The 16,815-nt window shown below is 43.1% G+C and carries 12 protein-coding genes; 8 read left to right on the forward strand and 4 right to left on the reverse strand.

What is annotated here, in order from left to right:
• The first annotated feature begins 110 nt into the window (after positions 1 to 110).
• From H5715_RS04240 to H5715_RS04275, 8 genes are all read left to right on the forward strand, one after another.
• Positions 111 to 1,721, forward strand: coding sequence for a VWA domain-containing protein (locus H5715_RS04240; RefSeq protein ID WP_139309940.1), 1,611 nt, complete (start codon positions 111 to 113; stop codon positions 1,719 to 1,721).
• Positions 1,722 to 1,733: 12 nt separating this feature from the next.
• On the forward strand, positions 1,734 to 4,073 hold the full coding sequence (locus H5715_RS04245) for a hypothetical protein (protein WP_075188055.1): 2,340 nt from the start codon (positions 1,734 to 1,736) through the stop codon (positions 4,071 to 4,073).
• 1,165 nt (positions 4,074 to 5,238) lie between these two features.
• Positions 5,239 to 5,721, forward strand: coding sequence for an Hcp family type VI secretion system effector (locus H5715_RS04250; RefSeq protein WP_075188054.1), 483 nt, complete (start codon positions 5,239 to 5,241; stop codon positions 5,719 to 5,721).
• A gap of 107 nt (positions 5,722 to 5,828) precedes the next feature.
• Positions 5,829 to 7,841, forward strand: a complete 2,013-nt coding sequence (locus H5715_RS04255) for a type VI secretion system Vgr family protein (RefSeq protein WP_075188053.1) — start codon at positions 5,829 to 5,831, stop codon at positions 7,839 to 7,841.
• A gap of 8 nt (positions 7,842 to 7,849) precedes the next feature.
• A complete protein-coding gene (locus H5715_RS04260; protein ID WP_075188052.1) occupies positions 7,850 to 8,437 on the forward strand; it encodes a DUF6484 domain-containing protein in 588 nt (195 codons plus the stop codon).
• 15 nt (positions 8,438 to 8,452) lie between these two features.
• A complete protein-coding gene (locus H5715_RS04265; RefSeq protein ID WP_075188051.1) occupies positions 8,453 to 9,448 on the forward strand; it encodes a DUF2169 family type VI secretion system accessory protein in 996 nt (331 codons plus the stop codon).
• A gap of 30 nt (positions 9,449 to 9,478) precedes the next feature.
• Complete coding sequence (locus tag H5715_RS04270) at positions 9,479 to 9,859, forward strand: DUF4150 domain-containing protein (RefSeq protein ID WP_075188050.1); 381 nt, start codon at positions 9,479 to 9,481, stop codon at positions 9,857 to 9,859.
• Positions 9,860 to 9,887: 28 nt separating this feature from the next.
• Positions 9,888 to 11,135, forward strand: coding sequence for a TIGR02270 family protein (locus H5715_RS04275; RefSeq protein ID WP_246434679.1), 1,248 nt, complete (start codon positions 9,888 to 9,890; stop codon positions 11,133 to 11,135).
• A 319-nt stretch (positions 11,136 to 11,454) separates the two neighbouring features.
• Here the strand turns inward: H5715_RS04275 and H5715_RS04280 are convergent, their stop codons facing one another.
• The 4 genes from H5715_RS04280 to H5715_RS04295 form a co-directional block, all read right to left on the reverse strand.
• Positions 11,455 to 11,727: a hypothetical protein gene (locus H5715_RS04280; protein WP_075188049.1), complete on the reverse strand. Its 273-nt coding sequence runs from the start codon at positions 11,725 to 11,727 to the stop codon at positions 11,455 to 11,457.
• A gap of 112 nt (positions 11,728 to 11,839) precedes the next feature.
• Positions 11,840 to 12,421 carry a tetratricopeptide repeat protein gene (locus H5715_RS04285; RefSeq protein ID WP_175574340.1) on the reverse strand — a complete coding sequence of 194 codons (582 nt, stop codon included), beginning with the start codon at positions 12,419 to 12,421 and terminating at the stop codon, positions 11,840 to 11,842.
• Between the two features lie 116 nt (positions 12,422 to 12,537).
• The gene (locus tag H5715_RS04290) at positions 12,538 to 15,339 is read right to left on the reverse strand and encodes a tetratricopeptide repeat protein (protein WP_075188048.1); all 2,802 of its coding nucleotides are present in this window, start codon (positions 15,337 to 15,339) and stop codon (positions 12,538 to 12,540) included.
• A 3-nt stretch (positions 15,340 to 15,342) separates the two neighbouring features.
• A complete protein-coding gene (locus H5715_RS04295) occupies positions 15,343 to 16,779 on the reverse strand; it encodes a tetratricopeptide repeat protein (RefSeq protein WP_083608258.1) in 1,437 nt (478 codons plus the stop codon).
• Positions 16,780 to 16,815 lie beyond the last annotated feature (36 nt).

A 16,815-nucleotide genomic window follows, 5' to 3' on the forward strand; every position in this document is an offset into this window, starting at 1 on the left:
TGTGGCGATGAATAGCCTGATTTTTTAAGAGGGAAAAATATTTACGGCCTGTCTACGGGTAACTGTGGATAAGACAACATAACGTGATCGATGTGTATAAGGTGATACGTGTGAAACAGTTTTCCAGATTTTACTATTTTTTTATTTTTTCTCTGGTGGCGCTGGTCGGTTGTAAAGATCATGCTCCGTTGGAGCGCACAACAGAAAGTCAAGTCGCTACATTAAAAGGAACATTCCGTACTGAAAATCCGGATGAAATTAATTTTCCAGTAAAAGTACTGTTTGCAATTGATGCATCTGCCAGTATGGGTTTTGTTATGCCTGATGGGAGTGGTGCTGGTGCTGATCCCTACGGTTTGAGGTTGGATGCTGCGCGTGCGTTTATTGACCGATACAACAGTGAGTTCAGTGATGTATCGTTCGAGGTGATGATCTGGAACTCTGCCGTCACTGCTGTAACGCAGAATGCAGATGGGCAGAACGACTTTACCAAAGACCCCGACGAACTTAACGATATTCTCAGCTTTAACGCGAATGATACTACCACCAACTATTTGGGCACATTGAATACAATTTATACCGATCTTCAGAGAGATATCACAGATTCTGAAAATAAAGATAATTTATCGCGTACTAAATATATTGTTATTTTCCTCAGTGATGGCCAGCCTGATTCGGGTACGGGGATCGACTCTCTGAAAAAGATAACAGATAGTGTGAAAGATATTGTCGATATGGTTGAGAACTGGGGAGTAGGATCTTTCAACTTCCATACTTTCCTACTCGAGGATCCGACGCTGGATGAAGGTGAACTTGCTGAAGCCGGTCAGATTCTGGAAGCGATGGCGGAAGCTGGACAAGGACAATTTCGACGATTTGAAAATGCTGATTCCGTCGATTTCAATATTGTCGATTTGCGTCTGACGGTTGAATATATCGTTAAATATATTGTTGCTTACAATTTTAATGTGAAACCCGGCGTGGACAACCTGATGGTGGATACTGATGCGGATGGCCTTACCGACGCCGAAGAATTGATTTACGGCTCGGATCCTGGTTCTCGTGATACCGATAACGATGGGATGAGCGATTTTTTTGAAAAACTGCTCAGCTCTCCCGGCAACGAACGTGATCCGTTGGTATTTGACAGCCCTTGTGATTTGGGCGCTGAAGAGGCCTGGCCCGATACTGATACTGATGGTCTGACCGATTGCGAAGAATATATTCAGGGTACTAAGCGAAAAATAGCCGATACCGACTACGATGGAATTCCTGATTATATTGAGCATCTCTCGGGTACAAGTCCCATAGAAGTTCAAGATACTGATGATACGGATTTTGACGGCAGTGTCGACTGGTTAGAGGTTCATCATCACACGAATGTTAAATCAGCTGACCCGATTATTCAGCAGAGATACGCCTACCAATACGATATCGTGGATTCTGGTTTGGTACAGATGAACCAAGGTACTGACTCAGAATCGTATGTTCGTGAATTTCAATTTACAGTGTCCAATATTCATTTGTTAGACACTGAGTACCGTAACGACAAGGAAGGGCACCTGCTAGGTGACAACATGATTCAACTTTATGTTGCCCAAGTTCCCAGTGACCAACCTGATTCAACACCATTATTTCGACGCGTAACTGTAACTGTCAATATCAATGATAGCGATAAGGTTATTGAAATTACGCCTGACAATTTTGAATTAGTTCCTTAATTGGGTAAAGTTATGAAAACTATATTGGCACAACTTAGCTTATGTTTATTTACGGCATTTTTATTATCCGGGTGCGGTGGTAATAAGGAAAAAGGTTCAGATAGCGATGACGAGAAAGGAATTCGTGCACTTGAACAGCAGACGAATCTTGATGGTATTATCAATCCGGTTACTGATGTTGATTGGTACACCATCAATATTACTGAACCTGGTATCGTTGCCCTAAATGTATACAACGATACGCAGCGTTATAATGTTGACATTCTGGCAACGATTTATGAAGAAGACAGTAATGGAACACGGAAGCGGATCGCAGCCGATCATTTTCCTGAAGAGAGTGCTACAGATTCTTCGTTAAGCATTAATGTTAATATTACTGAGCCAAAAAAACTGTTTATTGCTATCCGTGATTTGGATGACAACGAAGCCTCGGAAACGGAAACATATAGTGTCTCTTACGATGTGGCTGCGCCGGAAGATGGTAATGGTACTTTTGATAGCGCTACCAATCTTGCTCTCAACGGCAGTTGTTCTACCGATAGTATAGGGACTGTGGGTGATACAGATGTTATGAGATTTAATCTGTCTGAGAGTGGCGTTTATAAAATTTCTACAGATTTTAACGCCTTTTCCGGTGGCACCTCTGTTACGCTAAAAGTGAGTTTGTTTGATAGCGAGGGTACCCTCGTACGCAGTGTGGCACAATCGGTGGATAGCGTTTACAGAATGGTCGAAAGTTTACGGGCAGGTAGCTACTATTTGTTGGTTAATGATCACGGTAAAGACAATTTTGATACGTCATCCTCCTTTACAACCTGTTTGACGGGGGTCGCCACCGAGGAAATATCGGAAAACGATCGCCAGGAAAACGCCACCACGATTAGCGGTAGTGGTCATTTTGAAATTAGTGGCTCTCTTGACTATGCCGGAGACCAGGACTGGAGCAGTATTCAATCTGGCGCGGCACCAATATCCATTCAGGTCCTGCAATTTGAATTCGATCCGACTGCTAGCAATGGTTGTGACTCCTGGTTTCTAGTTGAAATTACGGATGCAAACGGAGTTGTTTTGTTCTCAAAGGAATATTCCACTGAAACGGGTTCCCGTATTGCACATGTGAAAGTTGAAAACAGTGGTGAACACTTCATTGCAGTAAGTGCGATTGACGAGAAGGTATGTAGTTTCGGTGATAAGGATGGTATGCGCTACCAGGTAAGTGTCGATGTGATAGATGTACTAGATGATATAGAAATGGGTGAGGGCAACAACACCATTAATCATGCGACAGAGCTGGATGAAACCAGTGACGTATCGATAGAGGCGAAGTTATCCTACGTGGGTGACGTAGACTGGTATCGAATTACCGTACCTGCAGATGCGTACCAGGATCGCATTGTAGAGATATTTATCGAATCAGAGAGTGCGACGCCACTGGAATACTATGTCAGTGTATTTCAGGCTGATGAAATTCTGGATACATTCACGGGTTGGGAAAATAACGAATATCCTGTATCTTTTAAAACCAGCTACATTATTTCGAGAACTTTGGGGAACACGGACACGGACTATTTTGTAAAAATTGTAGATATGCAATCTGATGAGGCAGATATCGATAACAATTACACCATTCGCGCGAATATTATTCCGGTGCAAACTCAGCTTGCTGCTGTCAACGACGCGAAGATCATAAACGCTGTATTCTTTTCCGAAGCCGAAGAGCAAGCACAGCTAGCTATCGACAATAATGTAGTTGAGCTAGTTGTATCTGCCAGCGATCACCGAAATTTCAACTATAATGCGGCAAGCTTTGTAATAACTCCCGAGCTAAAGGACAGCCTTGTCACGAGTAGTCCCGTAGCCGATACCCTAGAGGTAACTTTCCCCTGGCAATCTGGATATATTGATTACTACAAGGATCGCGATTGGTTCCAATTGGATCTTTCAGAAATCTATGTTTCTGCAGGTGGCCTTGCAGACATATGGTACTGTGAAATTAAAATTGAACTCTATTCACCAGCGCCTGGTTCTGCAGTTGAATATGCATGGGGTCTATACCGCGACAGTAGTAATAACTATAGTGTGGATGACTGGCAAGGTGAGGATGGCCTTTACGCGAGTAACGGCGACGTTTCCGCTGGAGTGGCGGTGTTAGATATCATTACCCCGGCGGCTGATGCCAGCGGCCCTATGTGGGTAAACAATGAAACTGCATCAGATAGATTTTATCTGGCCGTGGCGGACATTCTTAATCAATCCACGAATATTGCAGACAACGACTGGGGATATGATCAGCCTTACTTTGTAAGGATAGCGTTAGTATACCGTTCGAATTTGTCAAAACCGGAAAATTAATCGACACTTTCTGTGAATAAAAGTGGGGATCGGTATTGTGACTGTCGTATTATTTTACAGTTTTGCGAGCGTTTGACTACGCCTGTACGCCGCAGCTTGAGCTATTCAAATAAAAGGGGTTCACTTAAAATTCGTTCAATTAATTTTAGGTTCTGTCGTTTCCTGCATGGCTGTTGGGAGGCGGCGGGAATTTGGATGAAGGCGTAGAGAAGCTTGCTCATCGAGCAAGGGTCGCTAATGTGAGCAGTAATCAATTTTGATGATTTTTTTTCATAGTGTGTATTTATCTCCCAAACCAGAGTAGGGTCACGAATTTGTCCTTATAGGCTGCGTCGATGATGTTAATTCGGTGATTTTTTATCGTCAGCAGAATACTGGGTTATCTTCTCTCAAGCGCGGAAGTTAAGTGTTGCGGGTCGTGTATGTATAAACACGCTGCTGGATTGGGGTATGTCGATCTGCCCGCGATCTCGTAACGTACTTATAAAAACCGGCTTGAGTGAAATCAAAAATATCGTTTAATTGCGTCTAGATCAAGATAAAGACGGGTTTTTGTGTGTTAGCGATGAAGGGTGTTTCCACTCCACCCCGCGTACAAAGTGGAAAGGTAGTAACTGGATGGGGCTTTCTACGGGTCTTCGCCTGCTCTTTAGTGGTTTTCGTGATTCATTTTTGGGCCTTTAGTAACTGTTATGTGGTTCTTGGTTGAGAGGTTCATGAGCAACGATCAACAAGCGGTAATATCACTCCTTAGAAGAAAATTTCCTGTTTAAACAGGGTAGGTGTCGCAGTTATTTAGACATTGAATTGGTCTCATTATTAAAAAGTAAGCAGAGAGTATGCATGCACGAGAGCAGGTGCTAAGCAAGACGTTTGATGACTTGGGCGAAGGTATTTTGGTTTGTCGGAATATGCTTTGCGGTGGTTCACAAACTGAAGGTTATGACGTTGTTTGAGCTGCCTAATTTAGTTACCATCGTCACGCATACGAATTTTGCGGTCTTGGAAAGAAAAGAAAAACCGAAATAAAGTATGGGAATTAGAAAGTCAAACCAACTACTTAGTGTAACTCGCAGGGTTGGGTTTCTCATTAACGCTGTTTGTAAAAAGAACCCCGATTGAGATGTGCTAGCGTGTTTTCAGTTAAACAATAGGAGAATGATAGATGGCAATTTATCTGGAGTGGGAAGGAATAGAAGGAAATGTTACCGCGGATGGCTATGATAAGCATCTCTCAGTAGATTCTTTTCAATTCGGCGTTGCCCGCGGAATTACAATGGAAGCTGGTAATTGTTCGAATCGTGAAGCGAGTCGTCCTAGCTTTAGCGAAGTTCATGTAACGAAGCCTGCAGATAATTCTTGTACAGCAATCTTTACCGAAGGCGCTTACGGCTCAGCAGGTAAAACCATTAAGGTTAAATTCGTTCAAACTGGATCCGATAAGGTAACAGAGTATATGACCTATACTCTGGAAAACTGCTTGGTAAGTAGTTATTCTGTATCTGCGGATTCTGAAGGCGATCCCATCGAAGCGATTAGTATTAGTTACACTGCAATTGAAGTGAACTATGCCGACTACGATATGACCAACAAGCAGGCTAGCCCACAGCGCGTCGGCTATGATCTTGCGAAAGCTGCCAAAAAGTAACGGATTTACCTATCTAAGGGTAGTAACGTGCAACAGGGGTGGCTAGTGCTGCCTCTGTTCATCGTTGCAGTGGAATTATTATACGGAATGTATGGAGTTGATATTGCATGAGTCAGAGTCCCCTTACTCAGGATAATCGGCTTATTTCCATTAGTGATTTTTCTCTAGGGAAAGATACCTTTCTTCTCACCGCCTTCGAAGGCAGTGAATCTATATCCGGTTTGTTTGAATTTCAGATAGATGTTTTATCAGAAGATCTTGATATATCACCCGACAAAATCGTAGGTAGAAGTGGAACTGTTACCGTTCATAACGAGATTGAGCGTGTTTTTCATGGATGTATTAAGCAGTTTACTTTTGGTGAAATAAGTACTGCTAATCTTCGTCAATACCGCATGACCATGGTTCCCTGGTTATGGTTTCTATCTAAAGCGAATAATCATCGTATTTTTCAAGAAATGAATACCAAGGATATTGTCTCCGAGGTGTTTGGCGATCATGGGTTTACCGATTTCGATTTTCGAGCCGAAGGTGGCTCTACACGGGAATATTGTGTCCAACACAATGAAAGTGATTTAGAATTCGTTTCTAGGCTGCTTGAGGAAGACGGCATTGCTTACTTCTTTAAGCATGAAAAGAAAAAACATCAGTTGGTATTGGTGGACAAAAAAAACGCATACGATGAATTTGAAGAAACCAGTCTGGAATACTCTAAGGGCAGTAATCCCAACGCAGAGATAAAGCGCTGGCAGCATTTGTATGAATTTAAAAAAGGCGCGTGGTCACTAAATGACTACAATTTTGAAGAGCCCAAAAAAGATTTGTTTGCGACAACCAAGACAAATAGTAAGTTTTCCGGAAACGATAAGTTTGAACACTACGAATATCCCGGTTTGTACGACACTACGATGGGGAGGGATCTCGTAGAGATTCGCTTGGATGCCGAAGAATCTAACAAAAACACCGTGCGTGCGGCGAGTGGTTGTTGCAGTTTTTATGCTGGCGGTCGCTTCAATATGGCGAAGCATACTACCAAGGCTGAAACGGGCGACTATATCGTTGTCAGTATTTTCCATCGTGCATACGAAACCAGTTATTCCTCGGGAAGCCAGTCTAGCGCGGATTACAGTAATGATTTCGTTTGTATCCCGGCCGATGTTCATTTTCGACCAATCCCCGTTCATCAGAGGCCAGTGATGAAGGGCCCCCAATCGGCGCTAGTTGTCGGGCCAGACGGTGAAGAAATTCATGTTGATGCGCATGGTCGTATAAAAGTCCAGTTTATTTGGGATAGAAAAGGGAAAAAAGACGAAAATAGCAGTTGCTGGATTAGGGTTATGCAATCCTGGGCAGGAAACCAGTGGGGTGCTTCCTTTATTCCTCGAATCGGTCATGAGGTTATTGTTAACTTTTTGGATGGAGACCCAGACAGGCCGTTGGTAGTTGGTTCCGTATATAATGGTTGGAACAAACCTCCTTTTGAATCGAAAACTCAAAGTGGTATACGAACACGTTCTACGCTTGATGGTTCGCCGCAAAATTTTAATGAGTTTAGGTTTGATGATAAGAAAGGAGCAGAGCAGGTTTATATTCACGCAGAGAAAAACTTTGACGCTGTTGTGGAGAACGATGAATCCCTAAGTGTGGGTAATGACGAAACTATTGATATTGGTAATGATAGAAGTAAAAGCATTGGTAATAATGAAAATTCTAATATTGGCAATGACCGAAATAAATCGGTAGGGAATAACCAGTCAGAGTCTATTTCTAAAAATAAGTCGATAGATGTTGGTGAGAATCACACGGAAAATATTGGAAAAAACGTTTCTATATCGGTAGGCGCTGATCATACAGAATCTATTAGTAAGAATATGACAATTTCCATTGATAAGGATTTGTCTGAGTCGGTTGGCGGTAAATATACGGAATCCGTAACGAAGGAGTATGGTTTACAAGCAAAAACCATAACGATGCAGGCGTCAGATAAGATCACTTTGAAAACAGGATCTGCCCAAATTGTAATGAAGAAGAATGGCGATATTACCATTAGCGGAAAAAACATTAATATTAAGGGCTCCGGAAACGTCGTATTAAAAGGCAGTAAGGTCACTGCGAACTAGGATTTTGAATGACAAGCAAAAAAATGGTTAATGGGCTTGATGAAGCTGTGTTCGACGAGGATTCTGCTACCATTGCCAGTCAGCAGACTGTTCCTACAGGTGAAATTATTATATCCACATTGGTGGGTTTGAATGATACTAGACAGCCCATTGTTAAATTCGAAGCATTTGGTCATCATGATCCGGTCGTTGCTTCAACGACTTTATCCATAGGGCCGGAACATGTCGGTCGGCAGGCGGCGTTACTTTTTCTGAATGGGAATATGAGCACTCCGGTAATTGTTGGATTTATCCATAGTCCTCTGCACGCGCTTCTGGAAAGTTACGATAATGCCGAGCTGGAACCTGTATTCAGTGAGCCCAGCGTTATGACAAATTCTTTACTGGAAAAAACTGATAGTAACTCGGTATCGAAGACACTTGTAATTGATGGGAAAAAAGTACACATAGAGGGTGAGGAAGAAATCGTTCTAAAGTGTGGTGACGCTAGTATTACTCTGACCCATACGGGAAAAATACTGATCCGCGGTAAATATATAGTCAACCGATCCAGTGGTGTCAATCGTATCTTGGGCGGTTCTGTCCAGGTTAACTAGTCTCGGCGCCTAACTATGCTTCAGCTAAACAACAATACGCCTTTCGCTGCGGAAATTGCGCTTTTCCCAAACGCGGATGGGGTCGATACGCTTTTTGTTATGGTAAAGGCAGGGTTTAAGCTCGGTAGCAGGTGGACGCTACTGAATGAACAAATGTCACCCCAGGCTGAAGACGAATACTATGGTGAGCCGGCTAAATCTAGCTTGAAACGAGCCTCTGATTTTCACCCAGGAAAGCCGAATACGGACATTATTATGTCGGGTTCGGCTTGTGCACCCGAGCAAAAAACTGTCGAACAGCTAGATGTGAGTTTGTCCGTTGGTAATACTCGAAAAACAGTGCGTGTATTTGGAGATAGGCAGTGGCGAAATGGGACTATTACTAAGCCTGTCCCTTTTACTACGATGCCGTTAGTGTATGAAAACGCTTTCGGTGGGCTCCAGACTATTAGTGGTAAAATACATAGAGCAGAGGAACGTAACCCGGTAGGGAAGGGGTATCGCGGAAGCTGCAAGCGCGCTGATATGGAGTCGCAAAATCTACCAAATCTCGAAGATCCTGGCGGGTTGATACAGGATATTGATGATACCCCTGTACCGGCTTGCTTCGCACCGGTAGCCCCTAATTGGCAACCTCGAGTAGCTTATGCGGGCACCTATGATGAAAAGTGGGAAGCCGTTAGAGCGCCCTATTTACCTGGGGATTACGATGCGCGCTTTATGAACTCGGCACATCCTGACTTGGTTTATCCGGGATACTTACAGGGGGGCGAGCCTCTGATCATTACAGGCATGCACCCCGGCGGCTCTATGCAGCTATCTTTGCCGGTACTGAGATTTAACTGTAAGGTTAGGATGGCTGTAGCGCAGCATGCCATTAAATTGAATATGGAAAGCTTATTGCTGGAACCAAACCAACTGAAGCTTTATATGGTCTGGCGGGCGGCACTGGTGGTTGATAAAGATGCGTTGAATGTAGAAGAAGTTTTTATTAGCCTTTCACGAGCCTGAGGCACGGTAAAAAATATACTAGAGGTTAAAATGGGTCAAACAACATTTGTAAATTCCAGAGGCATTGCCCATAAAGGTAGTGGCGGCCAAAGTATTGTTTTTCCTGACGTCTGCAAGACTCCGGTGGGTCCGTCCGTCGTACCAATACCTTATCCTAATATTGGTATGTCTTCGGATACAGACAAAGGGCCGAAATCAGTAAAAGTCGATAAAAAAATGCCTATGGTTAAGGGTGCGATATACAGTAAGAGTACTGGTGACGAAGCGGGTGTTCAGAAGGGTGTTGTTAGTGGTAAGACTAAAGGTGAGTGTGAATTTATGATGTACTCTTTTGATGTTAAATTCGAAGGGAAGAATGTGTGCCGGATGGGAGATCCACTTTTTCACAACAAAAAAAATATAATGGGCTAAAGGCTAACATTTACGAGAGTAGAAATAGTTGATCTCAAAACTGCACCCTTTTAAAAGTATCTACGAACAGTACGTTGAGGACGCGTCGTTTATGTGGGTGCTGCGCTCAATAGCGGTGACTCAGCCGCACTATACCAGCGCAGATATTGCAGAACTGGAAGGCCGCTTGGAGAAGTACCTCGATGGCATACAAACCGCTCCTGAACTCGGTTGGGAGCTGTGTCTGGAAGCGGCAGAATTCGAGCAGGGTGGTGAGGCCTTTTGTACAGCGGTAACTGCTTTTAGAAGCCTTGAAATTGAAAAGATACGGGTCGCTGTCGAGATTGGCTTTAAAAATGCCGAGACGTTTAAGGGGTTAGTATCTGCATTTGGGTGGCTACCGGGAAAACTGATCCAGCCCTGGATTAAAAAATTCTTTACGAGTAAGGATGTTCGGCATAAAAGACTGGCGGTTGCGGCTTGCAGTGTACGCAGGGAGAACCCACTAGAATATTTAACCAGAATTTTTGCAAGGGAAGACTGTATTGAGAATAGAGCCCTCCATATTCGTTCTCTTAGATTGGTTGGCGAGCTCAAGCGGCATGACTTAATCCCATCTTTGGAATATGCAAGAGCATCGGATGATGATGAAATTCGGTTTTGGGCTCTTTGGTCCTCGATCCTGTTAGGCAATAGAGCGTTGGCGCCCGAGCTCGAGCCTTTTGTGATCTGCCCCAATGTTAACCAGCAGCGAGCTATACAGTTGGCTTTTCGGTGCCTGGCAATAAGTAAGGCAAGGGATTGGATTACTAAATTATCTGCCGATGAAAGCCAAGTTAGAAATGTGTTAAAGGCCTCTGGGGTGCTCGGTGATCCGCAAGCGATTGGGTGGTTAATCACTCACATGCGTAATCCTAAACTGGCGCGCTTGGCTGGTGAAGCGTTTTCTTTAATTACGGGTATTGATCTTGAGGCTAATCAGCTTGTTATCGAAATTCCAGATTTAGACGAGCAGTTGCCGGACGACGAGCCTGGTGACGATAATGTTGAAATGGATGAAGATGAAAATCTTCCCTGGCCCGATGCCGATGCACTGACGATAACCTGGCAAAAATATGGGAATAAATTTGTCTGTGGTAACCGTTATTTTATGGGTAAAGCCATTGGGCAGGAGCCGCTAGTCACGCAATTGGGGAATATGACTCAGCGACAGTTGCATGAAGCGGCTATAGAGGCCGCTCTAATGAACCCATCCTTGGTGTTATCGAACACTTATAAAAGGGTTTTGGATCATTAAAATGAGATACATCCTTGATTGCGTCGGGGATGGATAGTCCGAGAGGTAGGGGGGAGTGTTAATTTCTAGGGTCGAACTGGCATCGCGACCGGAGATTTTAGCCACCGTTATGATATGTTTGTAGTGTCCACTGTAGTAGCCGCTGTTATTAACTTCGCCTTCGAAGCCCTCAAAAAAATTCAGATACATCGGTCATCGTAATAGGCTCTTCGTTTCGCGTGTTAAAACCTACTTTAAACGATGCATTTGCCACATCCGGCATCTGCGTCTATGTGTATAAAGGTTCCTATACCAGTGATATAGAGGTTTTTTGTTGTCCTCATTGCTGCGTGGTGCCGCTGAGTCTGTTCCCAGTTGGCTCCATCGGAGATATAGGATCAAATAAATCACCAAATAAGCTGTGCAAAACCAGCTTTTGCTGTTTACCCTCACGGTCTTGAGCATCTTTCCAAGGAACGACATACAATATTTTAGGCAATTCAGTATTGCCTTTAATTGTTGTTGTCTCAAGATCAATACGATCTTCTACAGAGAAACTAACATCTGAGAGCCCGAATAGGGCCAGTGCCAATAGCAATATAAGCAGCTTCATAATGATATTCCAAATATTTACCGGTCGTTCTTGTTTAAACCTGTTGAGATTTTTCTCTACTTATCAGAAAGACATTGTACCCTTGCCCTAGTACATATGGGTAGTTCACCAATCAACTTTCTCGGTCCAGAGAATATTTTAATTGTTCCACCCAATCGCTGGTTTCTTTATCTTTAAAATCGATCAGTTCTAGGTAACGTTTGTAATGTATATATGCAGCGGGGATATCTTGAAAATAGATATCGTATAGAAGTGCAATATTATAGTGGGCGTCGGCGTAGGATTTATTCAGGTTTATAGCGTTTTTGTAGTGCTTATCTGCCAGTGGAAAGCGCCCCAGTTCAACGAAGATTAGTCCGAGAAGGTTATAGATCTCTGCATCTTTAGGGTTTAGCTTATTCGCTCTAAGGGCCGATTTTTCGGCTTGTTCATTGAGGCCTTGCTTAAATTGCGCAATGGCTAGGTTAGCCCAAACACCAGTTACGTTAGGATTGCGCTTGCGTAGTTTTACAAGTGTTTTTTCAGCAAATCTATAATTGCTTTTATCAATGGCTTTCATGGCCTCAAGGTATTTCTCTGCATCTTGTACTGCAAGCGAAGTCGGTTGGGTGGTGGCAGGAGCTAGGTGCTCTTGAGAATTGATCGGAGGTTTAACGTTGTCAGCGCAGTTTGTCAGCGCGATAGCTATTGTCACGGATAGGAAAAGTCTTAAAGTAGCATTTAAGAGTGGTTTCTTACATAATGCTAAGCATCTTAACGTCATAAAGTACTCGATAATAGATTTACAATTTGGCGATAGGTTTTTGTTCCCTATTGCAGTGTTTCGCCGATATAAGAGCCCAGTTTTCCTTTACGCGCAAATCGTACAGGGAATAGTTCCACTAGCTTGGAGAAGCTTCCAGCGATCCATTCGTTATAGGTTCCCTGTTTCACTCGGCCTAAATTGGTTTCGTAAAATTCAATGGCCTTTTCTTCAAATGGAAACGCCTGATCTTCTAGCAATATTTCATATTGTTCCAACTCTTCTTCATTAAGCCCGTTCGGACGCTCTGAGTTGAGTAGGTTCTGGCTGAATTGCTGGTAAATGTCACCGATGCTAAAGGTCGACTCGGTGGTGATATCGGTTAACCCAAAAGCTGAGGCTTGGCCATACAATTTAATTGAGCTCTGCATAGCGGACTTTTTGAGCTTTAGATTTTTTTCGAGTGGTTCTACTAAAGAGATACGATTAAATTCGCGACGCTCTTCCCTTGCGAGATCCAGTATTGCTGAAGAGGCTATGTAGTTGGTGCGATCATTTTTTATACGTTTGGTTGCTCTGTTATTGGCTGATCGAATTTTTTGCTTCCAGAAATGGGTATTTTCTCGATTTCCAGTTTTTGTATAAAGTTGAGTAAGCTTGAACATAGCCTCCATATGTTGAGGGAAAGGCGTTGGGTAGTTGTGGGCGTATTCGCGGTAGGAACGAATGGCACCTTTATGATCACTTTTGTTTTCATAAAGCTCTGCGGCTTGCCACAGGGCCGCCATTTGGACTTCACGACTGTCATCCGAGCGCGCGATTCGTTCGAACTCTTGAGCAGCTTTATCATTTTGGTTTGAGTTAAGGTAGGCTACGGACAGTTGACGCGAAACTTCTTGCCTGTGTTTGTGATTAGGGTATAGGTCCTCAAACCGCTTAATATAAACAATTGCTTCATTCCAGCGGCTGCTTTGCATCGCGACTGAAATTGCGTCAAATAGCCCCATGGAGGCGATTTTCGAAAGCGGTTTCGCCTCGGAAATTCGGGCGTAATGGAATAGTGCAGAGTCGATATCATCGTTGATTTTTGCGGCTTCGCCTTGTCTATAAATGGAGAGCGAGAGTGTATCGCTGAATCCATCGCGCTGTGCTTTTGTTAGTTGTTTGCTGGATAGAAGTTCCATATAAATGGCTTCTGCGTCGCTATATTGTGCGAGTTCGATGTAAGCCCTAGCTTGAATTGTGTAAAAGTCATAGCGTATATCCGCTGGCGCGTTATCGGATACTTGGTTTGCCAGCTCGAGTGCCTGCTTATATTTTTTATGTAAAAAACTCAATTGTGCGGCGTTTAGAGCAATTTTATTTGTGTGTTTGTCCGCTGGGTAGAGTTGGGCGTAAAGATACGCGTAATTAAGATGTTTGTTTAGCCATGCCTCGCGTTCCTCAGTCGTTTTTGATGATTTGTAGAGGTCATCTGATAGGAGTATCGTTGCATAGGCGGCCTTTTTGCTTAGAATTAGCTGGCCATCGTAAGCTGCAGATTCAAAGTAGCGAATCGCTTGATTGGTGTCGCCAGCTTCTGCTAGTAGCTCAGCGTATAAACTATGTATGTTGTCTTTATTTGCGTAAGCACCATAGTGTTGTAAGTAGCGTTGATACCAGGTTTGGGTTGTTTGTAGATCTTGGGGGCGGCCCTTTTTTTGATATAGGTTGTGATAGTAAGATGATACAAGAACGATATATTCGCGCAGTTTAGTGGTTGCGGTGTTGAAAGTGTCCTCGGCGGTATTGTTTTCCCAGTATTTTGCTTCAGGGTTATAGTCTATATAGAACTGGTTAATTGCTGTATAGAGGTTTTGAGTAAAGCCACCTTCTTGCCATATTTCTATTATTTTTAATTGTGAATGTGGAACTTCCGGTGCGGACGTATGGTTCTGGCTAAATTGAACCAGCGTATTTGCAGCGTCTGAATAACGCTCTTTCTTTAGGTAGATATCAGCGATTACAGCATAGGTGTGATAGAGATATTTAAAATTTGGTTTGTCTGCGAAATATGTTTGCAGGCTTTTTGCACCATCAAGATAGGAGAACGCCAGCCCTATTGCTCGGAAGTATTCTTCGAACCGGTCTTTTTCGGAGGCATTAAAATATTTTTGTTCGTCAAAATTATGGTAGGTTAGTGCGTCAAGGTAGTCGTCTACGGCCTCAAAGTATAGCTGTTGTTTATAGCGAGACCAGCCACGCTTAAATACAGCCTTTTCATAAAAAAGGTCACTGGTTGGGGTTAAAATTACTTCAGTATACGCGTCCTCTGCAGTGATGTAGTCACGGGTAACAAATGCTTCCTCTGCTAATCGAAATTGGGCTTCTGCGTAGTATGGCGATTTTGGATACTTGCGAACCAATTGTTGTAAGGCTGTCATAGCTGCGTGGTGTTGTCCTAACTGGTCGTAGGTTCGTGCCAGTTGGTACAGGCTAAGGTCGTTATCCTTTGCTTCCGGGAAATCATTCAAGGCAGTGGATAGGAGGTCGGCAGTCGTTTGAAGGGTGTTTGTGTAAACACTGTCTTCCAACTCCTCGTTTGTCTGGTTGGATTTACTATCTTTCAATAGCTGATCACTTAATTCTAGCTCCAGTTGTGCCAGTCTATTAATTGCCGTTAGTCGCGAACGATCTGTTTTTTCCGCGTTTTTTATATATGTGTAATAGGCATCCTTGATTTCCTTGTCTGATTTTGGTTTTACAAATACCTGTCCTTGCATAGAGGTATCGTTGTTGATGTCAATATCGGCTAAAGTCGATTTTCTTTGTGTGCCGCCACAAGAATTAAGGATACACAAAGATAGTACTATAAAAAATAATTTTGTCATTGCTTATTGCCCACTATCGTATAGTTTCGCTACACCAAACTGTGCCTGGCTCAAATAACTTTGTAGTAACTTTTCATTTTCGGCAAGAAGGGCTATTCCGTAGCTGGCCAATACTTTGCTGTAGGTATTCTCGAGGCTTTTCAGTTCGTTTGATAGTGCTGTATTTTTAATCAGCGAACTAAACTTGCTAAGCATTGCTAGGTTGTCGGTCGCGTTTGTCGGTATTTTACTTTTAAGCTGTTGGGACACTAGCGCCAAAATATCTTGAATGTCTGTTGAGTTTTTCGACATAGTACGGATTTTTTCTTTGGCTTGATCGTTCTGTGCTATTCGGCTCTGATAATAAGCGATAGCTTCAGTGTAGAGGGCTGAGGCTGTGGTGTTTTGCCCCATTTGCTCATGGCTGAAGGGCACTAGAAGATTGGCTTCGATTATGTATATATCGTAACTTTTATTGGATTTCCCCCTTTTCTTTAAAGTGTTGAAAGCATTGAGTGACCCAACATAGTCTCCCTGATGGAGTGCACACAAGCCAATTCCGAGCAGTGCCTGGTTAACGTGGGGGCTTTCTAAATCGATATTCCGAAACGTTTCTCGTGCATCGCGATAAAATTCGTGCTGAAGTTGTGAGTAACCCAATACAAGATAGAGTCGATTATTGATCGCTTTTTGTTCTTCTGAAATTCCTTTCTCTTGGGTGTTTGTGAGGGCTTTATCAATGGCAATTTGAGCATCTGTCCACCAGCCTTGTCGAATATACGCGACAGCTATGTTTAGCTGAGCGTAGGAGTAGTAACTGGATGAATCTTTTATGCGTTCGTAAAAAGTTATCGATTTACGGTGCAGCCTACTTTTTTGTAAAGTAATGCCAAATATAATGGTTGCATAATCGGCCTCTTCTTGGGTAAGAGCGTTTTCAGCCTCAATAGCGCTTAGGTGTTTTTGAGCCTGAGCCCAATCACCCTTTTTAAAATAATAGTTCGCAAGCAGGTATTGAAATTTTGATTGGGTATAGAGATTGCCATCTAATTTTGCTGCGCTAACTAATGCTTCTGCGGCGTGCCGTTCGTTGTAGGAAAGTGTCTGCGCTAAAAAATATTGTGTTTCGGGCGTATCAATATGAACTCTAATTAACTTGATATTTGTTGTTATTAGTGAAAGGGCAAGGATAGGGTTGTTGTTTGAGAAAGCCGCGTTCACCCGGCTCCTTAGTCGGGATATACTATTTTTTTTAGAGATTTTTGTTTGGTTTTCCTGGGAGTAGTCGTTGAGAAGGCGTGCAGAGAGTGATTGAAATTCTTTATCCAGTTTCTCTAGGCGCTCAAGGTCGGGGTCACTTCTGTCGTTCGCGAAAGCGGTACTGGTGAGCAGGCAAAGCACCGATAGAAACGATAGGGGCATAATCCGCAAAGCGCATTGCTTCAGAAAAAAGTAAGTCATGTTCAATATGTGTCTAATGTATTGTCCGTGGATAGT

The organism is Teredinibacter haidensis, from assembly GCF_014211975.1.
Taxonomy (GTDB): Bacteria; Pseudomonadota; Gammaproteobacteria; order Pseudomonadales; family Cellvibrionaceae; genus Teredinibacter; species Teredinibacter haidensis.